Raw genomic sequence first — 21,545 nt, 5'->3', positions numbered from 1 at the left:
AAAGGACTCTTCTGCCATGAACAAGCGTTTTGCAAGTCTGGCGGTCTCTGCCCTGCTGCTCGTCTCCCTGCTCAGCGTCCCCGCGCTGGCCGAGGGGACCGAGGCCGCTGCGGACGCCGCCGGCGATGATCATGTCATCGTCACCCTGAACCCGGAGGCTGCCCTGCAGCCCGAAACTCCGGCGGAAGCCGCGGCTTCTGCCACCGAGACGGCTCAGGCTGACCCGGTCCCTTCTGCGGACGACGCAGAGGAGGCAGCGACCGCTGCTGAGACCGAGGTCAAGGCCGATGACACCAAAGAGGAAGATAAGGACGAGCAGCTCACCTACGTCGCACTGGGCGACAGCATCGTGGCCGGCGTCGGCCTGGCCGATGTCCAGTACAGTGCGCGCTCCGGCTACAGCGTCGATATGACTCCCAACTTCCATGGCTATTCTCCCGACTGCTATGTCGGCAAGGTGGCTGCAGCTCTCGGCCTCGACCGTGACCACGCCATCAACCTCGGCCTGCCGGCCCTGACGGCTCCCGACCTCGCGGACATGATCCGGTACGGCAAGATGCCCCAGATGAACATGGCGTCCGGCTGCGAGTACAACTACCCTGAGTTCCAGGACTACATCCGCAAGGCCGACGTCGTCTCCGTCCAGATCGGCTCCAACGACGCCTTCGTCCCCTGCATCGTGGCTCTGGGCAACGCCACCAACTGGAAGAGCGAGAAGCTGGCCGCTACCATTCTGGCCGGCGACCTGCGCAATGAAGGTTCCGGCTCCACCATGTCCGCCATCTACCGCAGCATCAAGGCGATGGATCTGACCAAAGCCGAGAGGGACGCCACCTGGAATCTGCTCTTCTCCGGCATGAGCAAGATCTGCGACGAGACTTACCCCAAGACCACCGCAGCCCTCATCTCCATCGTGCAGGAGATCCGCAATCTGAACCCGGATGCCCAGATCATCCTCGTGGGCTACACCAACCCTGTGCCGCTCATCCCCTGCTGGCGCAGCTACTTCAACAAGCTGAACAAGTTTGAGAAGCAGATCGCCAAGACTTATAACTTGACTTATGTGGCCATCCCCAACACGGAGACCACCCTCGACGTGCATCCCACCATCAAGGGCCACCAGTACATCGCCAACAAGCTCGTGAATGCCATCGAGAATCCGTAATCAACAAATACAGCAAAGCCCCCGTTTCCAGCTGGAAGCGGGGGCTTTTTCCTACAATACGTTATGCGGCCAGAGCCTTTTTGATGTTTTCAAAGACGGTGTCGCTGTCCTCACAGCAGACCATGACCACCTCGCCGGTGGGGACAGTCGCCACGCGGGCGGCAGAAGCGATCTGGTACTGGTCTTCGAGGTAATGCTCCATGGACTTCTGCTGGCTCTGGACATAGGCATCCATCGCATCCACCACGTCCTGCGTCTTGCCCTCGGCGGGCTTGACGATGGCCACGCCGTAGACGCTGACCATCATGCCGGACACTGAGGCGGCGAAGTCGTCGTACATATCGTCCTCGAGGCCCAGCAGAGGCATCATCATGTTGGCCACCTCGTCGGAGAGCTGGTCGGCCTCATACTCGGCGCTGTAGCCGTACTGGGCCGTGAACTTGCCATCCTCGCCTTTGGTGAATATCATCTCATACTTGTTGTCCTCGTCGCTGCGGGCGTCGTGGAGGATCTGGGTGTAATCTTTCTTCGCGGCAGAAGACGCGCTGCCGGAGCTGCCCGACGCGCCGCAGCCCACCAGAGCCAGCAGCATGACGCCGGCCATCAGACAAGCAATGATACGTTTCATATTCAATTTATCCTTTCGTTCGCAGGGTGAGGTTTTCGGTGTGCAGTGATAGTATTTGATGTTTTATCCCTGCTATTCGGTAAACGACCCACGGCGGGCGAAAATTGCACCCACAAGTGTAACAGTTCTATGAACGCTTACAGCATCATGGCCTCAAGGTCACCGTGATTGACGGGCGTCGAGAGGATGATCTGGGTGCTGGTGGTACCCAGCTTCTGGAACTGTAAGATAAGATGCTCCAGCTGGGGCATACTGCCGCAGCTCACCTTGATGAGGAAGGTGTAAGCGCCCGTGACGTGGTAGCACTGCAGCACCTCTTTGCTGTTCTTCATCAGCTCCACCAGCTCGTCCCGCTGGGACGGGGCCACCGAGAGGCTGATGAGAGCATCCACATAGACCCGGTCAGACGGGCGGTTGAGCATCACGGTATAGCCGCTGATGATGCCGTCCGTTTCCAGCTTGTGGATGCGGCTGGAGACAGCGGGACTGGTCAGCGCCACCTTTTCGGCGATCTCCTTCACCGGCATACGGGCGTTCTTTGCGAGGAGGGCGAGAATCTTGCGGTCCAAATCGTCCATAGGAAAAGTACTCCTTTTGAAATATGTTACATTACATAAATTTTTTTGAAAGTAAAGTTTTATTGTTGTAGCAATAGCACAAACTGTGCAAAAATCAGTTTTCGTTTTGCCGTCTTTAATTATATAAAGTTTTTGTCAAAAAGTAAAGTGCTAAATTAAAGCGAAACCAAATTTTTGCATTTGACAAGAAAACAAATTCGGGTATAATACATACTGCAAGGCAGCGTCACTGAAGTTCTGATGTACCGCCGGGGATCCCGGTGTTCGGGTACGATATGTTGCCGACTGATCACGCGATTCACCACTTTATATACTTTCCCACCCCTCTATACACAAAAACCCGCTGCCAGGCGGGTTTTTGTGTTTTATACAGGTTTTTATGGTTCTGCCAAGGCTCTCCCCTTGGGAGAGCCTTTTTAACTGTATCTTACACGCCAAAGGCCCCCATCCGGTATCTGCCGGATGGGGGCCTTTGGCTGTTTATACTTGAAAAGGGAGCGAATAGCCTGATCATTCTTCGGTGCGGGTCTTCTTGAGCAGGCTCAGGATGACCGCACCCACGACGCTGCCGACCGCCAGAGCCACACAGTACATCACAGCGTGGTCAACGACCGGGAATACGAAGATGCCGCCGTGAGGGGCGCGGAGAGCGCAGCCAAAGGTCATGGACAGCGCACCAGAGAGGGCTGCGCCGATGACGCAGCTGGGCAGGACGCGCAGCGGGTCAGCGGCAGCGTAAGGGATAGCGCCCTCGGTGACGAAGCAGAGGCCCATGATGTAGTTGACGATGCCGTTGCGGCGCTCGTCGGGAGTCCACTTCTTGGGGCAGAAGGTGGTGGAGAGGGCGATGGCGATGGGAGGCACCATGCCGCCCACCATGACAGCGGCCATGACCTCATAGTTGCCGGAGGCGAGGGCTGCGGTGCCGAAGACGTAAGCCGCCTTGTTGAAGGGGCCGCCCATGTCGATGCTCATCATACCGGCCACGATAGCACCCAGCAGAACCTTGGAGGTACCGCCCATGGCGTTCAGCCAGTTGGTCATGGCGGTGTTGATCATACCCATGATGGGGTTGATACCGCACATGACCACGCCCACGATGAGGATGCCGCCCAGCGGGTAGATGAGCATGGGACGGATGCCGTTCAGGCTGGCGGGGAGCTTCTCCGTGATTTTCTTGAGGAACTCCACCACATAACCGGCCACGAAACCGGCCAGCAGAGCGGCCAGGAAGCCGCCGGAGATGCCGGTGGTCTCACCAGCGGCGATACCGGCGAAGTTGGTGCCGTTCATGGCCAGCACGCCGCCTGCGAAGCCGACAGCCAGACCCGGACGGTCTGCGATGGACATGGCGATGAAGCCCGCCAGGATGGGGAGCATATAGCTGAAGGCCGCAGAACCCACCGTCTTGAAGAAGGCGGCCAGCGGAGTGTTCATGCCGAAGTTGGAGGGGTCAATGCTGTAATCGTCCAGCAGGAAGGCCAGCGCTATCATGATGCCGCCGCCCACCACGAAGGGCAGCATATGGGAGACGCCGTTCATCAGATTCTTGTAGAGGCTGCGGCCAAAGCTGTCGGAGGCAGAAGCGTCCTCCGAGGCCTGTGCGCCGCCCTTAGCGTGGAACTCCGGCACCTCGCCGGAGGTTATCTTATGGATGAGCTCTTCAGGCTTGTGGATGCCGTCGTCCACGCGGGTGAAGAGGACCGGCTTGCCGTCGAAGCGGGCCGTCTCGATCTTCTTCTCCGCTGCCACGATGATGCCGTCGCAGTTTGCAATTTCATCTTTCGTCAGGAGATTCTTTGCGCCGTCGGAGCCGTTGGTCTCGACTTTGATGGTCACGCCCATCTTGGCACCGGCCTTGTTCAGGGCTTCAGCGGCCATGTAGGTGTGGGCGATGCCGTTGACACAGGCGGTGACGGCCAGCACACGGTAGCCCGCCTGCTCGATCTCCTGGTCGGTGAAGCTCTCGTCGCCGAACTGGGCTTCTTCCTGCGCGTCGATGGCGGCGAGGAAGTCTTCCGGGGTCTTGGCGGTGCGTAGCTTCTCCACGAAGTCCTCGTTCATGAGCATCTGCATCATGCGGGCCAGCATATCCACGTGGAGGCTGCCGTTCTTGGGGGCTGCGATGGCAAACAGCAGGTCGGTCTTGCCGTCGTCCTCGGCATTGTACTGCACCGGGGTCTTGAGGCGGAGGGCCGCCAGACTGGGCCGGGTCACGCAGTCGCACTTGGCATGGGGGACGGTGATGCCGTTATCAACATAGGTCGAGCCCTCGTCCTCGCGCTCATACAGACCCTTTTTGTAGGCTTCCTTGTCTCTGATGTTGCCGTGGGTCGCCTGCAGCTCCACCAGACGGTCGATGATCTGGCTGCGGTCCTGCTGGGCTTCGTCCAGCGCAATGGACTGTGCCGTGAACAATTCCGTGATTCGCATAGTGTGTCTCCTCTCCCTGTTTCCTTCTATCGCTCAAATCGTCGCCAGCAGGGCGTCGATTTTTTCCTTCTTTGCCAGCCCGAGGCTGAACGCAGTGGCACTGCCGCAGGCAGTCCCCAGACGCAGGGCTTCCAGATAGCTGCCGCTGCGCAGGTAGCCTGCCACGAAACCGGCCACCATGCTGTCGCCTGCGCCCACACTGTTGACCACCTTGCCCTTGGGCGTGCCGATTCGGTGGACCTCGCCCTTCTCGTCCAGCAGGAGCGCACCGTCACCGGCCATGCTCACCAGTACGTTCCGGGCGCCCTTTTCCTGCAGGGTGCGGGCGGCAGCGGTGATGTCGGTGTCGGTGGTGAGGGTGCGGCCCACGATCTCACCCAGCTCATGATTATTGGGCTTGATGAGGAAGGGGTGATACTGCAGCACATTCACCAGCAGGTCGCGGGTCGCGTCCACCACCGTATGCACACCGTGGCCTTCCAGACGGGCCAGCAGACGCTCGTAGGTGGTCTGGGGCAGGCTGGACGGGATGCTCCCCGCCAGAATGAGGATGTCGCCCTCGGCCAGCTTATCGAGCTGTGCTTCCAGCTGCTCCATGGCGCTCTCGGGGATGTCCGGGCCTGCGCCGTTCAGCTCAGTCTCCTGCCCCGCCTTTATCTTGACGTTGATGCGGGTCATGCCCTGCTCGAGGTGGATAAAGTCGGTGGTGATGCCCTGCGCGGCCAGACCCCGCTCGAGCCACGCACCCGTCTCACCAGCCACAAAGCCCAGCGCCGTGTTCCGGCAGCCCAGCTCGGCCAGCACACCGGACACGTTGATGCCCTTGCCGCCCAGCACGCAGTCCTCGCCTTTGGCGCGGTTCACCTCGCCCACTTCCAGCGGCGTGTCCAGCCGCACGACGTAGTCGATGGCCGGGTTGAATGTCACGGTATAGATCATTCTGTTGCCTCCTTTACCAGAGTGAATTGTCTGTATTTCGGATTCGGACAATGATTCGTCAGGATCGCGCCGCCGGACAGCTCGGCGATGACCGCCGGGTAGATGCGGGCGAACTTCGAGTCATCCACGAGGAACCAGGCTTCTCTCGCCCGGCGCACGACCGTGGCCTTGACAGCCGCTTCCTCGGGGTCAGGTGTCGTGAATCCTGCGTCCAGCGCCACGCCGTTTGCCCCCAGGAACGCTTTCGTGAAGTTGTACTGCTGCAGGCTGTGGAGAGCCGCAGCGCCGATGATGGCCTCCGTCTCGGGCCGCAGCAGACCGCCCACCAGAAAGACCTTGCAGCCCTTCTGGGCCAGCAGACGGGCGTGAGCGACGCCGTTGGTGACGTACCGGGCGTCCAGCGCCGGGCCGCTCAGCTCCCGGGCCAGCGCCAGCGTGGTGCTTCCGGCGTCCAGAAAGACGAAATCCTCTGCAGTGATAAGGGCCGCTGCCGCCTTTGCGATACACTTTTTCTGGACGACGGCCAGCGCTTCCTTTGCGGCCATCGTCGGCTCGTCGGCGAGGAACTGGCTGTCCGGCAGGGTCGCGCCGCCGTGTACCTTGTTCACCTTGCCCATCCTGTCCAGCTCGTTCAAATCGCGGCGGATGGTGGACTCGCTGGCATCCAACGCCTCGCAGAGTTCCTGCACCGTCGCGGTGCGCTGCTGGCTCAGCAGCTTCATGATGCGGGAAAGCCGCTCCTCTACCAACATCTTCATCCCTCCTGTTGCACGTTTCTGCCTGTGTTTGAATCATTTTGGCTGTTTCTGTCTGTATTATAGCAAATTTTCCGTCAAAATCAATCACTTTCCGTCAGTTTATCTGCCAAAATATTTCCGTCAAAATCATGCATTCTGCACAATAAGTGGGATACAACCCGCAAAAGAGCGCAAAAAAATCCGTCCCGGAGCGGTCAGCTTCGGGGCGGATGACGGTTTTGTGGTTTGATTTGACCGTTTTTGACGGTTTTGGTTTTGCCGGAAATGATTTTTCCTTCCGGGTCGGATGCGATTTAGGCGTCCGAACGGGCGTAAGCGTTCTTCATGCCGCTGCTCAGCTCGAAGAGGACCTTATCCAGCGTATCGGAAGCCCGCTTCTTCAGCTCGGCAGCGATGGCGGTGTTGGCCTCCTCCCGCAGGGCGGCGCGCTGGCTTTCCTCGGCAGAAGCGATTTTCTTATCGTACTGGTTCAGCAGTGCGCGGCTGGCGGAGAGGACGCCCTCCTCGTACCGCTCCACATGGATGAGGCTCTTGGCGTAGGAGGCATCGGCCATGGCGGCGATCATCCGGCTCACCCAGTAGAAGCTGTCGGTGGAGACTTCACCGGTGGTGCAGGCCAGATAGGCCGGGGTGCGCTCGACGTTGGCGTAGAACGGCACCATGGTATTGAAGGCATTGGAGGCGTAGGCGATCCACTCCACAGCGCGGATGTCTTCCGGCACGTCAGGCCGCATCTGGATGAGGGCCATGAAGTCGTTGCGGTTGATGCCGATGGAGCGGTAAGCTCCCTTCATGCTCTTGTCGCCGTAGCTGGCGTAGGGGTCGAAGGGAGTCCCCTGATAGTGGGAGGACAGCACATACTTCACATCCTCCGGGGTCAGCTTCCGCTCCGGCACCATGCACCAGGGCAGGTCGTCCGAGCGAGGGCCGTAGTCGGCGGCAGGGCCGTCCCAGACCCAGGTGTTGGGATTGAGGTGGCGGAGCATGAACCATGCGCGGGGGGTGTTGTAAACGTGGTCGGCGTCGTCGTGGCTGCCGAAGGCGTCACGCGGGTTCAGACGGCCATCCAGCGAGAGGTCGAGGTAATTGTCCCGGATGAACTCCCTCAGGTCGGCAGAGCAGAGATAATTCTCCTGTGCGCCGAAAGCGTCGTCGAGGTCGAAGGCGTCGATGCCCAGCTGGTTCGGCATGACCACATAGGAGTCGTCCGGCACACGGCGGGCCATCCAGTGGTGGCCGCCGATGGTCTCCAGCCACCAGATCTCGTCCACATCCTGGAAAGCGATGCCGTTCATCTCATAGGTGCCGTACTCTTCCAGCAGCTTGCCCAGACGGAGCACGCCCTCGCGGGCAGAGTGGATGTAGGGCAGGACGAGGTAAACAATATCTTCCTCGCCGATGCCGCCGGGGACTTCCGGCTGGCCGTCTCTGGCGGGCTGGTAGACCACCAGCGGGTCTGCGCCCAGAACGCGGGGGTTGGAGGTGATCGTCTCGGTGGCGGTCATGCCGACGTTGGCGGCGTTGACGCCCGAAGCAGCCCAGATGCCCTTGCCCTCCACGGCGTTGGGCATGGCGGTCATCCGCAGGGCATTGCCCGGCAGGGGAACTTCTACATGAGAGATGACCGACTTGTAAACAGCCGGGTGCTCCTCCGGCTGAACGACAACGAACTTTTTCGCGGTGAAGTGGCCGGAGCCGGAATCGTCGTTCCGGGCGATCATGGTAGAGCCGTCATACGAGGCTTTTTTGCCGACAAGGATGGTAGTACAAGCCATAGCTGTTATCCTCCAAAATTTTACATCTTGTATGTATAGTGCTCATTTATACAGTTTCGCAGGCGCGTTTGTTCTGCAAAACCCATTGTATCGCGTTTGGCCTCCGGGCGCAAGCCCTTACATTTCGCCAATGTAGGCAAAGCGCGGCTGACGCTTGCCGTCCCGCTCCACCTCTTCGGCCCACATAGCCGCCGGACGCACCCAGAGCCCGCCCTCGCCGTACAGAGGGCGGTAGACCACCATTTCCTCTTCGGTCTCGCTGTGGCGGGCCATCCCGATGACCTGATATTCGTTGCCCTTGAAGTGCCGGTAGCGGCCCGGCTTGATGTCGTATTGGAACTGGTACATAAAAACTCCTTACAAAAAGCCCGGCCGCAGACTGGTCTGCGCCGGACTTTTCCACTTGCTTCACCCCTGCGGGTGGAAATATTCGTAAATGGTCTGGGCCATCTGCCGTCCGACGCCGGGGGTGTTCTCCAGCTGGTCAGGGGTGGCCTCTTTGACGGCGCCCACGCTCTTGAACTGGGTCATCAGGGCCTTGGCCGTCTTGGGGCCGACGCCCGGCACCTCGGTGAGAGTGGACGAATAGCTCTTCTGCTTCATCTGCTGCTTGCGGTAGGCGTTGGCGAAGCGGTGCGTCTCGTCCTGAATGGCGGTGACGAAGGTGAACGTCCCGCGGTTCATGTTGATGGCGATCTCCCGGCCCTCGCTGTCCACGATGGCGCGGGTGCGGTGGTGGTCGTCCTTCACCATGCCGTAGAGGGGTACATCGGCCAGTGCCGTCCCGGCCAGTGCGGCCTTCGCGGCGCTCACCTGTCCCCTGCCGCCGTCCATCAGGAGCAGATCAGGCTTCTGGCCGAAGTAGTTGCTGCTCGGCTCGCCATTTGCGGCCATTTCGGAATACTTTTCGTATTCAGCCGCACGGCGGGAGACGGTCTCCGCCAGCGAGGCGTAGTCATCGGTCCCGGCGACGGTCTTCATCTTGAACTTCCGGTAGCCCGCCTTGTAGGGCTTGCCGTCCCGGAACGTCACCATGCCGCAGACGCTGGTGCCGTCGCCCCAGTTGGAAATATCGTAGCTCTCGATGGTGCGGGGGGGCTTGGGAAGGCCCAGCACCTGCGCCAGCTCATCCAGAAGCTTTTCCTCCCGGGCATAGCGGCCGCTCTCGCGGGCCAGCCGCTCAACGGCGTTGGTGTGGGCCATCTCGACGAGGTGCGCCTTATCGCCCCGCTGAGGGACATAGAGCTGCACCTCACTGCCCCGCTTCTCGTTGAGGGCCTGCTGTAAGGCGTCCACATCCGGCGGCAGCTCGTCCACGGCAATGACTTTCGGTATCTGTTCATCGTCGAGGTAGTACCGGGGCAGAAATTCCTCCCGCACCGCCGCGATGTCGGCGGTATCGTGGAACAGAAACTCCCGTTTGTCGGTCAGCCGCCCCTCCCGGAAGCGGAGGACAGCCGCGCAGACGCTGCCGGGCGTACCCGCCAGCGCTACCACGTCCATCTCCACGTCGGGGTCAACCACGACCTTCTGCCCTGCCGTCACCTTGGTAATGGCGGCGATCTGGTCGCGGATGAGGGCCGCTGTCTCAAATTCCAGCCGGTCAGAGGCTTCCAGCATCCGCTCGTTGAGGGTTTTCAGAATATCCTTTTTGCCGTAGCGGATGAGGTGGACAGCGCTTTTGACGGCCTGCTCGTAGTTTTCACGGCTTATCTTGCCGCTGCACACCGCCATGCACTTGCCGATGTGGGCGTTCAGGCAGGGGCGGCCTCGGCCAATTTCCTGCGGGAATCGCCGGCTGCACCGGGGCAGCAGAAAAGCATCCATCGCCGTCTCGGCCATCTGACGGGCCGCAAAGCTCGAGGTATAAGGGCCGATATACTCCGCGCCGTCGTCCTCTTTTTGCAGCGTGAACGACAACCGCGGCCACTCGTCCTTTGTCACCTTGATATAGCTGTAGCCCTTGTCGTCCTTGAGCAGGATGTTGTACTTCGGGGTGTGGGCTTTGATCTGGCTTGCTTCCAGCACCAGCGCCTCGAACTCGCTCTGGCAGACGATGACGTCGAACGCGTAGGCGTGGGCGATCATCTGGCTGACCTTGTTGTCGTGAGGCACACCCTCCCGGAAATACTGGCTCACCCGGATGCGCAGACGTTTGGCCTTGCCGATATAGATGATGGTGCCGCTTTTGTCCCGGATGATATAGACACCCGGCAGAAGCGGCAGCATACAGGCCTTTTTGTAAAGTTCCGCCTTGGTCATCAGGTGTTATGCCGGCCTTTCTGCATCATCTCAGTCTTGGCAATATTCGACGCCGCCAGCGCCAGACCGCACACGTCGAGGGCCACGCTCCACCACTTGGGCTTCCGCTCCGAGGTGAGCAGAAGGGTGATATTGACGATGAGCGTCACCAGATAGACGCCAAAAAAGCAGTACCACGGCTTGCCGGAATCACAGAACTCGCCAAACTTGAACAGTGCTTCTTTCGTCGAATCTTTCATGAGGCTGCCTCCTTTATTCTGATGCATCATACCAAAAAAGCGGCAAGGATGATCCCCGCCGCTCATACACGAAATGGAACTGAATTACTCTGCGAAGCCGGACTCCACCAGCTTGATGAGGCCATCGACAGCAGCCTGCTCGTCTGCGCCATCAGCGATGATGCGGATGGTGGTGCCGCCCACGATGCCCAGAGACAGGACGCCCAGCAGGCTCTTAGCGTTCACGCGGCGCTCTTCCTTCTCGACCCAGATGGAAGACTTGAACTCGTTGGCCTTCTGAATAAAGAAGGTTGCCGGACGGGCGTGCAGACCAACCTGATTTTCAACGGTAACTTCTTTGACGTACATAGTAAAACGCTCCTATCTATTATCGTTCTGGGGAATGCAATTATGTTTTGCGCCTGTTGCGTTGTGATTATTTTAACGCAAAGCGAAACCGTTGTACAGACCCCAGACGCATTTTTGGCGGTTTTCCCAAGGATGAGGGGGGCATTTTCCACCTTTTGTACAAAGACAACAAAATTATTCCCCCAGTGTTGGCGGGGTAATACAAAAGTTTTCAACATTTTTTCGACAGAGGGTCAGCACTCCGACTGCTTTTGTGCTTATCCGGCAGAGTATGACGTTTGCCGCAGACTCTGCTCAACCCTCGTACTGCATCCACAGCAGCGCGCATTTCTTTACAACAGAAGGATATTCCGCAGGGTCAAATTCCATGTCTTTTTCGCCTGTGAATTTCCATCCCATCCGACGATAGAGAGCGATGGCGCGGGCGTTGGTGTCCAGCACGCTCAGGCGGGGATGCTCATACTCTTCCAGCTTTTTGCGGGCGAAATCCAGCATTTTCTGGCCGATGCCCTTTCCCCGGGCATTCCCAGACACAAAGAGATGCTCAATGCGGCCGGTCTTGTGGTCTACGCTCACCATGCCGTCCGGCACATCTTTCGTCGTGTGCAGGTAGCAGGCCCAGCCGCCTTTTTTCTCCGCCTTGAGCTGAGCGAGAAACTCCTCTTCTGTCAGGCTTGCACAATACTCTTCCGTCCAGTTTCCGGCGCAGACGGCGCGGCGTCCCTCCGCAAACAGCTTTGCCGCAGCGGCAAACTGTTCTTCCGTCTTGACGAGGCGGACATTCTCGCCCCGCTTCCACTTGGGCAGCTCGGTGATGGGGTGGCTCTCGCACCACTGCTCATACAGCTCCGGGCGGCGCAGACGGGTGCGCTCCCGGCTCTTTTCGCCCCGCCATGCGTCGATCTTCTGGTGGTCGCCTCCCAGCAGAACGTCGGGTACAGCGCGGCCCTCCCAGACCTCGGGGCGGGTGTACTGGGGGTATTCCAGCAGGCCGTCCCAGTAGCTCTCTTCCTCGTAGCCCTTCTGCTCCGCCAGAACGCCGGGCTTGAGGCGGAGGACGCTGTCGGCCACCACGAGGCTGGCCAGCTCGCCGCCGGTGAGGATATAGTCGCCAATCGAGATCTCTTCGTCCGCAAACGCTTCAATGACGCGCTCGTCGATGCCCTCATAGTGGCCGCAGACCAGCGTCAGGTTATCGTACTGGGCCAGCCTGCGGGCGTGCTCTTCGGTGTAACGCTGACCGCCCGCCGTCAAGAACACGATATGCGGGGCCGGGCGTCCCTGTTCCGCTACCTCTTTCTGGACGGCGCGCAGGCAGTCGGCGATGGGCTGGGCATAGAGCACCATACCGCAGCCGCCGCCATAGGGGTAGTCGTCGGTCTGCTTCTGCTTGTTGAGGGTGTAATCCCGGATCTGATGGCAGTGGGTCTCGATGTAGCCGCGCCTGGCTGCGCGGCCGATGATGCTGGCGTCCAGCACCTGCTGGCACATCTCAGGGAAAAGGGTCACGATGTCCACACGCATTCCCATCGCTCACTCCTCCTCCCGCTCACTGTCGAAATCGTCGTCCAGCAGGCCCGGGATGGGGGTGACGAGGATATAGCCTTCCGGCGGGTTGCGCTCTTTGAGAAAGGCGTCCACACCGGGGAATATATATTCCTTGCCGCTGGGGGACTTGACCGTATAGATGTCCTGTGCGCCGGGGTGGTCCACGCTGGTGACGACGCCGTACACCTTGCCGGTGTCGGCGTCCCGCACCTCGCAGCCGATAAGGTCGGCCACATACCACCGGCCCTCGGGCAGGGTGGCGTCGCTGCGGTCGAAGTAAAACACCTGACCCCGCAGCGCGCGGGCGGCGTCCATATCGTTCACGCCCTCCAGCTGGAGCAGCGCCATCTGCCCCTGCGGGCGGATGGAGGTGATGTTATAGCACTTGCCGCCCTTTGCCGAGGCGTAGAGACGGCCCGTCTTTTTGAGGAAATCCACGCCGTCGCACCACAGCTCCAGCTTCATTTCGCCGCGCACACCGTGGGTGGTGACGACCTTGCCTGCTTCCAGATATTGCTGCATTGTAAACTCCTGTCTAACCTCTCCGTCACGGCTTACGCCGTGCCACCTCCCCTAACGAGGGGAGGCTTTGGCATTTCGTAAAGCTTTATCTCTTCGCCAGAGGCTCCCCTCGGTAGGGGAGCTGGCTGCCGAAGGCAGACTGAGAGGTTATTCCTAATAACAAAAAGGCCCTTTGCCATTACAGCAAAGGGCCTGTAGGGTGCTTAGTCGATCTCAACAAGGACCTTTTCATCGACCCGCACAGCAGCCGCGCGCATCACCACACGAATGGCTTTTGCGATCCGGCCCTGCTTGCCGATGACACGGCCCATATCTCCCTCTGCCACGCTCAGGTGGTAGACGATGGTGCCGTCCTCACGGGGGGCGTCCACCGTGACCTTGACGGCGTCCTTATCCTCCACGAGGCCGCGGGCAACTGCCAGCAACAGCTCCTGCATGAGTCAGCCCTCCACCTTACAGAATGTTGGACTTCTTCAGCAGCACGCGAACGGTGTCGGTGGGCTGAGCGCCGTTGGCGATCCAGGCCTTAGCCTTCTCGCCGTCGATGCTCACGACAGAGGGCTCCTGGTTGGGATCGTAAGTGCCGATCTCCTCGATGAAACGGCCATCGCGGGGGAAGCGGCTGTCAGCAACAACAACACGATAGAAGGGAGCCTTCTTGGCGCCGACGCGGCGCAGACGAATCTTAACTGCCATGGTAATATCCTCCAAAAATTTCTTGTTCCCCGGTTTACGGGGGATTAAATCTATCTGTACAACCCCACAGCGGGGTGTATACCGGAATTATTTCATGCCTCTAAAGGCGCCCGGGTTGCCCATCAGGCCGCCCAGCTTGCGGGCAAAGCCCTTGGGGCTCTTCTTGAACTGCTTCATCATCTTCTGCATCATCTCAAACTGCTTGAGCAGCTTGTTGACATCAGACACCTGAGTGCCGCTGCCCGCAGCGATGCGGCGCTTGCGCTTGGGGTTGATGATGGAGGGGTCTTCGCGCTCGGCCTTGGTCATCGAGTAGATCATGGCCTCGATGCGGTCGAAGGCTTTCTCGTCGATCTGGCTGGCGTCGATGCCGGACATTCCGGGCATCATGCTCAGCATGGCACCCGCGCCGCCCATCTTGCGGATCTGGGCGAACTGGGCCAGCATATCGTTCATATCGAACTTGTTTTCCATCATCCGCTTGGCGGTCTCTTCGGCCAGCTTCTCGTCGGCGGCATCCTGTGCGCGCTCGATGAGGCTCAGCACATCGCCCATGCCGAGGATCCGGCTTGCCATGCGGGAGGGATGGAAGACTTCGAGGTCATCCAGCTTTTCGCCGGTACCCTGGAACTTGATGGGCTTGCCGGTGACAGACAGCACCGAGAGGGCTGCGCCGCCGCGGGTATCGCCGTCGGTCTTGGTGAGGATGATGCCGTCGATGCCGACCGTTTCGTTGAAGGTCTTGGCGACGTTCACGGCGTCCTGACCGGCCATGGCGTCCACGACCAGCAGAGTCTCGTCCACGGGGACAGCCTCTTTGATCTGGACCAGCTCCTGCATCAGCACTTCATCGATCTGCAGACGGCCTGCGGTATCGAGGATGATGATGTCGTTGCCGTAGTCCTTGGCGTGGGCCAGCGCCTTTTTGGCGATGGCAGGCGGCTTTTCGCCGGGCAGGGTGAATACCGGCGCACCGGCCTGCTTGCCCACCACCTGCAGCTGGTCGATAGCGGCCGGACGGTAGATGTCGCAGGCCACCAGCATCGGGCGGCGGCCCTGCTTGATGTAGTATTTTGCAAGCTTTGCTGCGTGGGTCGTCTTACCGTTGCCCTGCAGGCCGCAGAGCATGATGATGGTCTGGCCCTTGTTCTTGATGACCAGACGAGGGGCTTCCTCGCCGCCCATCAGGGCGACCAGCTCCTCGTTGACGATCTTGACGACCTGCTGGGCAGGGGTCAGGCTCTCCATGACCTCCTGGCCCATGGCGCGCTCGGAGACCTTTGCGCAGAAGTCCTTCGCTACTTTGTAGTTGACGTCGGCTTCCAGCAGGGCCATCCGGACCTCGCGCATGGCGGCTTTGATGTCCGCCTCGCTCAGTTTGCCGTGGCCGCGCAGCTTTTTGAACACACCGGCAAGGCGGTCGGTCAAAGATTCAAATGCCATTGTTCGGTGCTCCTCTCAAATCAGTTTTCAGCTCTCATTCACTTCGTCGATGGAGCGGATGAGCCCCAGCATCTTATTCAGAGTGGCGGCATACTCGGTGGTGGTCAGCCGGGCGTTCGGGCCGGTGCATTCAAACCGGGCGTCGATGACCAGCTGCTCCAGCTCTTCCAGTGTCTGCTGCACCCGGCGGTACCGGGCCGCGAAGCCGACCTTTTCTTCCAGCTCCTTGAGGGCCGTTTCGCCATGCTTGATGGCGTCCCGCGCCCCCTGCCGGGTGATGCCGAAGTTTTCTCCGATCTCGCTGAGGGAGAGGTCATCGTTGTAATACTGGCGCAGCATCTCGCGCTGTTTGGGCGTGAGCACTTCGCCGTAAAAATCGAGCAGATAGCCCATTTCAAAGTCTTTTGCCATGTTCTGTCCTGCTCTGACCTCCGCTGTTTGTAAAGGTTTTTTGCTTTACATACGGAGTATAGCAGACGGGGTGTCCCTTGTCAAGGACTTTTTGCGTCATTTTGCCAAATTTTCTTCCGATCTTTCTCTTTTCTGCCCAAGCCCCGCTTGACGCTTCCTCTCCTTTGCGTTAAAGTTATAGGCGTAAGCTTTCCCCCGGACGCGAAAGGAGACCGCCCGTGCCTATCTACCCCAACATCTACCAGACCCTGCTGCCCGGCCCCATCGTCGAGCTGCGGGGCTATCTTGCGGCCTGCGGGCTGCGGGGGCGGCTGTACGCCTATCTGAACTACAACGGCCCCACCGGCACGGCGCGGGACGAGCTGGCTGAGGGGATGCTGGCGCTGGCCCTTGAGCGCGGGGCGCTGACCCCCGGCCAGACCATCGTGGAGGCCGTGTCAGGGCCTTTTGCCACAGCGCTGACGCTGGCGGGGCTGACGGCGGGCCACCCGGTGACGCTGGTCATGCCGGAGGACGCCCCCGCCATGCGGCAGGAGAGCCTGCTCCGCCTCGGAGCGCAGATCATCCATACCCCGGCCCAGGCGGGCCTTGCAGGCGCACGGGCGCTGGCAAAAGCCACCGCCGCCGAAAAGGGCTGGTACTATATGGACTGGCTCAACAACGACGACAACCCCACCTATCACCGCCGGGTGACAGGGCCTGCACTGGTGCGCTCCATCGCGCGGGAGGGTTCCAGCATCGTGGACTGCATCGTCATCGGCGTGGGCAGCGGCGGCACCATCACCGGCGTGGGCGAAACGGTCAAGGCGTGGACGAATGACGTCCGCATCGTTGCAGTGGAGCCTTACGAGAGTCAGGCCCTGAGCAGCGGCCTCACTGGCTCCCATGGCATCCCGGACATCGGCTTCGGCCTCGTTCCCGGCAACTACAACTCCTATGTAGTGGACAACATCGCTGCCGTCACCACCGCCGATTCCGTCCGGGCGGCGCAGCGGGTCCTGCGCACCGATGCCATCCCGGCCTCCCCCAGCGCAGGTGCCGCCCTTCACGCAGCGGCCCAGCTTATCGCAAACGGCAAAAGCCGTTCGGCACTGGCCGTGTTCAGCGCACGCCAGAACATACTATAAAAAGGAAACGAGAAGGAATCCATGACAAAAGACATGACGACCGGAGCCATCACGCCCCTTCTGGTCAAATTCACCATCCCGCTGGTGCTGGGCAACCTGTTCCAGCTCACTTATAACGCCGCCGACAGCATCATCGTGGGCAAATTTGTTGGCGAAGACGCCCTTGCCGCCGTCGGCACCTCCAACCCGCTGATGACGCTGGCCATCCTCTTCATCAACGGTCTCTGCCTCGGTGCCGGCATCCTTGTCAGCACGGCCTATGGTGCCGGAGACACCCAGCGCGTGGAGCGTCAGGTCTCCACCACTGCCATCGCAGGCACGGTGTTCTCGCTGGTCTTTTCGGCCCTCTGCGTTCTGCTGGCGACGCCGCTGCTCCGGCTGATGCAGGTTCCGGAAGAGATCCTGCCCATCGCGGTGCAGTACCTCCGCATCGTCTTTGCGGGCCTCATCTTCACCTTCTTTTACAACTTTCTCGCCGCCACCATGCGGGCGCTGGGCGACAGCAAGAGCGCCCTTTACTTTTTGATGATAAGCTCGGTGCTGAACATCGGCGGCGACCTCTTCTTTGTCGAGGTGCTGGGCTGGGGCAGCGAAGGCTGCGCCCTCTCCACCGTCCTCAGCGAGGCGCTCTGCTGTGTGCTCTGCGTCGTCTACATCCAGTTCAAAGTCCCCGTCCTTCAGCTGGGGCGACGCTGGCTCGTCTTTGACGGCTCTCTGCTGCGCAGCACCGTCCAGTACGGCTGGACCAGCGCCATGCAGCAGGCCACCGTCCAGCTGGGCAAGATTGCCGTGCAGGCCATCGTCAACACTCTGGGCATCAACGCAATGGCCGCTTTCACCGCCGCCAGCCGGGTGGACGACTTCACCTATATGCCCCAGCAGAACATCGCCCACGCTATGACCACCCTGATGGCTCAGAACCACGGTGCCGGCAAAAAGGAGCGGGTGCGTCAGGGCTTTTTCTGCGGCCTGCGCATCGAGCTCATCTACGGTTTCTGCCTGATGGCCGTCTGCCTGCTCTTCGCCCGTCCCATCATCTCCCTCTTCGTGGATGACCCCGCCGTCATCGACCTGGGCGTCAAGTTCCTGCGGTGCGCCTCCCTCTTCTACCTGATGCCCGGCGTGACCAACGGCATCCAGGGCGGCTTCCGCGGCCTCGGCGATTTGAAGATCACCCTGAACAGCAGTATGCTCAACATGGGCTTCCGCGTGGCCGCCGCCGCTGTGCTGGTGCTGGTACTCAAGGTAGACCTTCAAATCATGCCTGTGAGCTACGGCATCGGCTGGCTGTCCATGCTGGTCTATGAGCTGCCCCTGCTCATCCGCTACATGAAAGAGGACAAACTTTAACTCCGACAAAAAAGAGCAGGGCGTGCAGCCATACGGCCGCACGCCCTGCTCTTTTTCGCTTTCAGGCTATTTACAAGAAGTTACTTATTCTTGTACATTTCCTCGTAGTATTTCTGATAGTTGCCGCTGGTGATGTGCTCCATCCACTCCTCGTGGTCGAGGTACCAGTCAATGGTCAGGACGATGCCCTTCTCGAAGGGAGTCTCAGGATACCAGCCAAGGTCGTTCTTGATCTTGGTGGGGTCGATGCCATAGCGGCGGTCGTGGCCCAGACGGTCAGCGACGTGCTTGATGAGGTCTTCGCTGATGCCGTCGTCCTTCAGGCGGTCGTGCAGCTGCTCGATGATGGTCTTGACGATGAAGATGTTGGGGCGCTCGTTGTGGCCGCCGACATTGTAGACCTCGCCCACCTTGCCGCCGTTGCAGACCATATCAATAGCCTTGCAGTGGTCCTCAACGTACAGCCAGTCGCGGATCTGCATACCGTCACCGTAGACGGGCAGCTGCTTGTGGTGCTTGACGTTGTTGATCATCAGCGGGATGAGCTTCTCGGGGAACTGGTAGGGGCCGTAGTTGTTGGAGCAGCGGGTGATGTTGATGGGCATACCGTAGGTGTCGTGGAATGCCATGACGAACATATCAGCGCTGGCCTTGGAGGAAGAGTAGGGGCTGTGGGGACAGAGCGGGGTGGTCTCCATGAAGAAGCCCTCAGCGCCCAGAGCGCCGTAGACCTCATCGGTGGACACCTGCAGGTACTTCTTGCCCTCTTTCCAGGTCTTGGCGTCGGCGTCGTACCAGGCTTCCTTGGCGCGCTGCAGCAGGTTGACGGTACCCATCACGTTGCTCTGGACGAAAATTTCAGGGTTCTTGATGGAGCGGTCAACATGGCTCTCAGCGGCAAAGTTGATGACGTAATCGAAATCGTACTTTGCAAACAGGCTCTCGACCAGCTCCTTGTCGCAGATGTCGCCCTGCACAAAGACGTGGCGGGGGTCGCCCTCAACGTCCTTCAGGTTCTCGAGGTTGCCGGCGTAGGTCAGCTTATCGAGGTTGACCAGCAGGATCTCGGGGTACTTCTTGAGCATATAATGCACAAAGTTGGAACCAATAAAACCGGCGCAGCCGGTGATAAGATATTTTTTCATAATATGATTTTCCTCAGTGTTCTCTTCATTTTCAGCAGCCTTGCCCTCTCCGTAACCTTCGGTGACTGAGAGGGTCATTTCATCCCATTGTCGCCGTCCCAGTGCTCAAAGAAGCAGGCCAGCGCGTCCTTCCAGTCGCGGACGTCGTTGCCGACGGTGCAGCGGAGCATCCGGTTGTCCAGAGCGCTCCACTTGGGGCGGTCGGCGCTGTCCGGGTGCTTTGCCTTGTACTCTTCGCTGGTGCAGGGAGACACGGTGGCGTCCACGCCGGACAGGCGGATGATCTCCGATGCGAAATCATACCAGGAGCAGATGCCCTCGCCGGTGCAGTGATACAGGCCGTACTCGTGGGTCACGCAGAGCTGCAGGATCTCGTGGGCCAGATCGACGGCGTTGGTCGGGTTGCCGCACTGGTCGTTGACAACTTCCAGCTTGCCGAACTTTTTGCCGGCGTTCACGATGGTCTTGACGAAGTTTTTGCCGTAGTAGCTGTAGAGCCATGCCGTGCGGACGATGAAGTGGCGGTGGCAGAACTGCTCCACATACTTCTCACCCATGAGCTTGGTGGAGCCGTAGGCGCTGATGGGGCCGGGAATGGTTGCCTCATCCTGCGGGATGCCGCCGTTCTCGCGGCCGGAGAAGACATAATCCGTAGAGACGTGTACCAGACGTGCGCCGGTCTTGGTGGCGGCCTGTGCCAGATTGCGGGGGCCGATGGCGTTGGCCTTGAAGGCAGTGTCATGGTTCACCTCGCAGCCATCCACGTTGGTGAAAGCGGCGCAGTTGATGATGACGTCCGGGCGCTGACGGCGGATGAAGTCATCCACCATCTTGTAGTTGGTGATGTCCAGCTCCGGCAGGTCCACCGGAATGACCGTGGCGCTCACCAGCTTCTCGGGGATGGGGCCAAGCTCACTGCGGCCTTCCCGGAGCTGCTTGATGATCTCGGTGCCAAGCTGGCCTCTGCAGCCGGTAACAATGATTTTCATGCGGATACCGCCTCTCTTAATACTTCAGTTTACCGTCGGCCACATTCTTGAGGTGCTGGCCGTAGGGGCTCTTGCCGTAGCGCTCTGCGCTTTCCAGCAGGGTGTCGCGGTCGATCCAGCCGTACTTGAATGCGATCTCCTCGGGGGCGCTGATCTTGATGCCCTGACGCTTCTCGATCATCCGCACAAAGTCGGCTGCCTCCACGAGGCTGTCCATCGTGCCGGTGTCCAGCCATGCAAAGCCGCGGCCCAGCAGCTGGACGTCCAGCTCATCCTGCTTGAGGTACATATCGTTCAGGGTCGTGATCTCCAGCTCACCGCGGGCGGAGGGCTTGACCTGCTTTGCCATCTTAACGACTTCCTTGTTGTAGAAGTACAGGCCGGTGATGGCGTAGTTGCTCTTGGGATGCTGGGGCTTTTCCTCGACGCTCAGCACCTTGCCGTTTGCGTCGAACTCCACGATGCCGAAGCGCTCGGGGTCCGGCACATAGTAGCCGAAGACGGTGCAGCGGCCCTTGTTCTCGGCATTGGAGACAGCACTCTTCAAAATCTTGGAGAAGCCGTTGCCGTAGAAGATGTTGTCGCCCAGGATCATTGCGCAGCAGTCGTCGCCGATGAACTCTTCACCGAGGATGAAAGCCTGAGCCAGGCCGTCCGGGGACGGCTGGACCTTATATTGCAGATGGATGCCGTACTGGCTGCCATCGCCCAGCAGCGCCTCGAAGCGGGGCGTGTCGGTGGGGGTCGAGATGATGAGGATGTCCTGGATGCCCGCCAGCATGAGGGTGGACAGCGGATAATAGATCATCGGCTTGTCATAGACGGGCAGCAGCTGTTTGCTGGTGACCATCGTCAGCGGATAGAGCCGGGTGCCGGCACCGCCGGCCAGAATGATACCTTTCATTTTGTGCACTCCTTATATTATGAAATAAAAAAGTTGTGCAGCTTGTACAAGGCCCGGCAGCGTATCCGCTGGGTCCTGTATGGATTCAAAGCGGAGCTGCGTCCGCTGTAAACATTGTTGGTGGTAATACGCCGCCAGCCGCCGGGCTTCCCGCGCCACGCGCGCTGGCAGGATTTCGCTATGCACTACTGGCAAGCTTGCGATAGTATTACACCTTATTCTACTATCAAATCGAAAAAAAAGCAAGGAAAGAGCGCTCTCCACAAAAATTTTTGTGGAGAGCGC

Annotated in this window: 23 protein-coding genes; 3 read left to right on the top strand and 20 right to left on the bottom strand. The window is 59.8% G+C overall.

The window, feature by feature from the left end; genetic code table 11:
- Positions 1-16 precede the first annotated feature (16 nt).
- Positions 17-1,165: an SGNH/GDSL hydrolase family protein gene (locus tag AAAU26_RS04950; protein WP_227619170.1), complete on the top strand. Its 1,149-nt coding sequence runs from the start codon at positions 17-19 to the stop codon at positions 1,163-1,165.
- Positions 1,166-1,226: 61 nt separating this feature from the next.
- On the opposite strand, the gene AAAU26_RS04945 is transcribed toward AAAU26_RS04950, so the two are convergent.
- From AAAU26_RS04945 to AAAU26_RS04870, 16 genes are all read right to left on the bottom strand, one after another.
- Positions 1,227-1,793: a DUF4358 domain-containing protein gene (locus tag AAAU26_RS04945; RefSeq protein ID WP_158395052.1), complete on the bottom strand. Its 567-nt coding sequence runs from the start codon at positions 1,791-1,793 to the stop codon at positions 1,227-1,229.
- Positions 1,794-1,930: 137 nt separating this feature from the next.
- The gene (locus AAAU26_RS04940) at positions 1,931-2,371 is read right to left on the bottom strand and encodes an Lrp/AsnC family transcriptional regulator (RefSeq protein ID WP_015565596.1); all 441 of its coding nucleotides are present in this window, start codon (positions 2,369-2,371) and stop codon (positions 1,931-1,933) included.
- Positions 2,372-2,881: 510 nt separating this feature from the next.
- The gene (locus AAAU26_RS04935) at positions 2,882-4,804 is read right to left on the bottom strand and encodes a PTS fructose transporter subunit IIABC (protein WP_158395053.1); all 1,923 of its coding nucleotides are present in this window, start codon (positions 4,802-4,804) and stop codon (positions 2,882-2,884) included.
- 33 nt (positions 4,805-4,837) lie between these two features.
- The gene (gene pfkB / locus AAAU26_RS04930; protein ID WP_158395054.1) at positions 4,838-5,743 is read right to left on the bottom strand and encodes a 1-phosphofructokinase; all 906 of its coding nucleotides are present in this window, start codon (positions 5,741-5,743) and stop codon (positions 4,838-4,840) included.
- Positions 5,740-6,501 (bottom strand): DeoR/GlpR family DNA-binding transcription regulator, encoded by a 762-nt coding sequence (locus tag AAAU26_RS04925; RefSeq protein ID WP_227619169.1) that lies wholly within the window; start codon positions 6,499-6,501, stop codon positions 5,740-5,742. Before AAAU26_RS04925 ends, pfkB begins: the two co-directional genes overlap by 4 nt.
- A 293-nt stretch (positions 6,502-6,794) precedes the next feature.
- Complete coding sequence (locus tag AAAU26_RS04920; protein WP_158395055.1) at positions 6,795-8,276, bottom strand: C69 family dipeptidase; 1,482 nt, start codon at positions 8,274-8,276, stop codon at positions 6,795-6,797.
- A gap of 117 nt (positions 8,277-8,393) precedes the next feature.
- Positions 8,394-8,624 carry a DUF1653 domain-containing protein gene (locus AAAU26_RS04915; protein WP_015565591.1) on the bottom strand — a complete coding sequence of 77 codons (231 nt, stop codon included), beginning with the start codon at positions 8,622-8,624 and terminating at the stop codon, positions 8,394-8,396.
- A gap of 60 nt (positions 8,625-8,684) precedes the next feature.
- The gene (gene uvrC / locus AAAU26_RS04910; protein WP_207676974.1) at positions 8,685-10,538 is read right to left on the bottom strand and encodes an excinuclease ABC subunit UvrC; all 1,854 of its coding nucleotides are present in this window, start codon (positions 10,536-10,538) and stop codon (positions 8,685-8,687) included.
- Entirely contained in the window at positions 10,538-10,777 is a 240-nt protein-coding gene (locus AAAU26_RS04905) for a hypothetical protein (protein ID WP_158395057.1), read from the bottom strand. The genes uvrC and AAAU26_RS04905 overlap by 1 nt, the downstream gene beginning before the upstream one ends.
- A gap of 84 nt (positions 10,778-10,861) precedes the next feature.
- The gene (locus AAAU26_RS04900) at positions 10,862-11,125 is read right to left on the bottom strand and encodes an HPr family phosphocarrier protein (RefSeq protein ID WP_005920365.1); all 264 of its coding nucleotides are present in this window, start codon (positions 11,123-11,125) and stop codon (positions 10,862-10,864) included.
- Positions 11,126-11,419: 294 nt separating this feature from the next.
- Positions 11,420-12,655, bottom strand: a complete 1,236-nt coding sequence (gene trmD / locus AAAU26_RS04895) for a tRNA (guanosine(37)-N1)-methyltransferase TrmD (RefSeq protein WP_158395058.1) — start codon at positions 12,653-12,655, stop codon at positions 11,420-11,422.
- A 3-nt stretch (positions 12,656-12,658) separates the two neighbouring features.
- The gene (gene rimM / locus AAAU26_RS04890) at positions 12,659-13,195 is read right to left on the bottom strand and encodes a ribosome maturation factor RimM (RefSeq protein WP_227619168.1); all 537 of its coding nucleotides are present in this window, start codon (positions 13,193-13,195) and stop codon (positions 12,659-12,661) included.
- A gap of 203 nt (positions 13,196-13,398) precedes the next feature.
- Positions 13,399-13,632: a KH domain-containing protein gene (locus AAAU26_RS04885; RefSeq protein ID WP_015565586.1), complete on the bottom strand. Its 234-nt coding sequence runs from the start codon at positions 13,630-13,632 to the stop codon at positions 13,399-13,401.
- Positions 13,633-13,648: 16 nt separating this feature from the next.
- Positions 13,649-13,891, bottom strand: coding sequence for a 30S ribosomal protein S16 (gene rpsP / locus AAAU26_RS04880; RefSeq protein ID WP_015565585.1), 243 nt, complete (start codon positions 13,889-13,891; stop codon positions 13,649-13,651).
- 87 nt (positions 13,892-13,978) lie between these two features.
- On the bottom strand, positions 13,979-15,334 hold the full coding sequence (ffh, locus tag AAAU26_RS04875) for a signal recognition particle protein (protein WP_158395060.1): 1,356 nt from the start codon (positions 15,332-15,334) through the stop codon (positions 13,979-13,981).
- Between the two features lie 27 nt (positions 15,335-15,361).
- The gene (locus AAAU26_RS04870) at positions 15,362-15,745 is read right to left on the bottom strand and encodes a sigma factor-like helix-turn-helix DNA-binding protein (RefSeq protein WP_149794382.1); all 384 of its coding nucleotides are present in this window, start codon (positions 15,743-15,745) and stop codon (positions 15,362-15,364) included.
- Positions 15,746-15,963: 218 nt separating this feature from the next.
- On the opposite strand from AAAU26_RS04870, the gene AAAU26_RS04865 reads away from it, so the two are divergent.
- Both AAAU26_RS04865 and AAAU26_RS04860 read left to right on the top strand, forming a co-directional pair.
- Positions 15,964-16,872, top strand: coding sequence for a PLP-dependent cysteine synthase family protein (locus AAAU26_RS04865; protein WP_227619167.1), 909 nt, complete (start codon positions 15,964-15,966; stop codon positions 16,870-16,872).
- Positions 16,873-16,893: 21 nt separating this feature from the next.
- Positions 16,894-18,222 carry an MATE family efflux transporter gene (locus tag AAAU26_RS04860; RefSeq protein WP_015565582.1) on the top strand — a complete coding sequence of 443 codons (1,329 nt, stop codon included), beginning with the start codon at positions 16,894-16,896 and terminating at the stop codon, positions 18,220-18,222.
- Positions 18,223-18,302: 80 nt separating this feature from the next.
- Here AAAU26_RS04860 and rfbB read toward each other — a convergent pair whose 3' ends face one another.
- The 4 genes from rfbB to AAAU26_RS04840 form a co-directional block, all read right to left on the bottom strand.
- Positions 18,303-19,367, bottom strand: a complete 1,065-nt coding sequence (rfbB, locus tag AAAU26_RS04855) for a dTDP-glucose 4,6-dehydratase (RefSeq protein WP_158395064.1) — start codon at positions 19,365-19,367, stop codon at positions 18,303-18,305.
- Positions 19,368-19,441: 74 nt separating this feature from the next.
- The gene (gene rfbD, locus AAAU26_RS04850) at positions 19,442-20,356 is read right to left on the bottom strand and encodes a dTDP-4-dehydrorhamnose reductase (RefSeq protein WP_015565580.1); all 915 of its coding nucleotides are present in this window, start codon (positions 20,354-20,356) and stop codon (positions 19,442-19,444) included.
- 16 nt (positions 20,357-20,372) lie between these two features.
- The gene (gene rfbA, locus AAAU26_RS04845) at positions 20,373-21,260 is read right to left on the bottom strand and encodes a glucose-1-phosphate thymidylyltransferase RfbA (RefSeq protein WP_217210551.1); all 888 of its coding nucleotides are present in this window, start codon (positions 21,258-21,260) and stop codon (positions 20,373-20,375) included.
- Between the two features lie 12 nt (positions 21,261-21,272).
- Positions 21,273-21,545: hypothetical protein (locus AAAU26_RS04840; protein ID WP_227619166.1), on the bottom strand; the 273-nt coding region annotated here is incomplete at its 5' end.

This window comes from Faecalibacterium longum, assembly GCF_040094125.1.
Classification (GTDB): Bacteria; Bacillota; Clostridia; order Oscillospirales; family Ruminococcaceae; genus Faecalibacterium; species Faecalibacterium longum.
This window is presented reverse-complemented; position numbering and strand designations above follow the sequence as displayed.

Coding starts and splice junctions, on each gene's coding strand:
- AAAU26_RS04860 (WP_015565582.1), top strand. CDS start 16,894: ATGACAAAAGACATGACGACCGGAGCCATCACGCCCCTTCTGGTCAAA.
- AAAU26_RS04905 (WP_158395057.1), bottom strand. CDS start 10,777: ATGAAAGATTCGACGAAAGAAGCACTGTTCAAGTTTGGCGAGTTCTGT.
- AAAU26_RS04900 (WP_005920365.1), bottom strand. CDS start 11,125: ATGTACGTCAAAGAAGTTACCGTTGAAAATCAGGTTGGTCTGCACGCC.
- rpsP (WP_015565585.1), bottom strand. CDS start 13,891: ATGGCAGTTAAGATTCGTCTGCGCCGCGTCGGCGCCAAGAAGGCTCCC.
- rimM (WP_227619168.1), bottom strand. CDS start 13,195: ATGCAGCAATATCTGGAAGCAGGCAAGGTCGTCACCACCCACGGTGTG.
- rfbD (WP_015565580.1), bottom strand. CDS start 20,356: ATGAAAATCATTGTTACCGGCTGCAGAGGCCAGCTTGGCACCGAGATC.
- AAAU26_RS04915 (WP_015565591.1), bottom strand. CDS start 8,624: ATGTACCAGTTCCAATACGACATCAAGCCGGGCCGCTACCGGCACTTC.
- rfbA (WP_217210551.1), bottom strand. CDS start 21,260: ATGAAAGGTATCATTCTGGCCGGCGGTGCCGGCACCCGGCTCTATCCG.
- AAAU26_RS04885 (WP_015565586.1), bottom strand. CDS start 13,632: ATGCAGGAGCTGTTGCTGGCAGTTGCCCGCGGCCTCGTGGAGGATAAG.
- rfbB (WP_158395064.1), bottom strand. CDS start 19,367: ATGAAAAAATATCTTATCACCGGCTGCGCCGGTTTTATTGGTTCCAAC.
- ffh (WP_158395060.1), bottom strand. CDS start 15,334: ATGGCATTTGAATCTTTGACCGACCGCCTTGCCGGTGTGTTCAAAAAG.
- AAAU26_RS04870 (WP_149794382.1), bottom strand. CDS start 15,745: ATGGCAAAAGACTTTGAAATGGGCTATCTGCTCGATTTTTACGGCGAA.
- AAAU26_RS04945 (WP_158395052.1), bottom strand. CDS start 1,793: ATGAAACGTATCATTGCTTGTCTGATGGCCGGCGTCATGCTGCTGGCT.
- uvrC (WP_207676974.1), bottom strand. CDS start 10,538: ATGACCAAGGCGGAACTTTACAAAAAGGCCTGTATGCTGCCGCTTCTG.
- trmD (WP_158395058.1), bottom strand. CDS start 12,655: ATGGGAATGCGTGTGGACATCGTGACCCTTTTCCCTGAGATGTGCCAG.
- AAAU26_RS04920 (WP_158395055.1), bottom strand. CDS start 8,276: ATGGCTTGTACTACCATCCTTGTCGGCAAAAAAGCCTCGTATGACGGC.
- AAAU26_RS04950 (WP_227619170.1), top strand. CDS start 17: ATGAACAAGCGTTTTGCAAGTCTGGCGGTCTCTGCCCTGCTGCTCGTC.
- pfkB (WP_158395054.1), bottom strand. CDS start 5,743: ATGATCTATACCGTGACATTCAACCCGGCCATCGACTACGTCGTGCGG.
- AAAU26_RS04935 (WP_158395053.1), bottom strand. CDS start 4,804: ATGCGAATCACGGAATTGTTCACGGCACAGTCCATTGCGCTGGACGAA.
- AAAU26_RS04940 (WP_015565596.1), bottom strand. CDS start 2,371: ATGGACGATTTGGACCGCAAGATTCTCGCCCTCCTCGCAAAGAACGCC.
- AAAU26_RS04925 (WP_227619169.1), bottom strand. CDS start 6,501: ATGAAGATGTTGGTAGAGGAGCGGCTTTCCCGCATCATGAAGCTGCTG.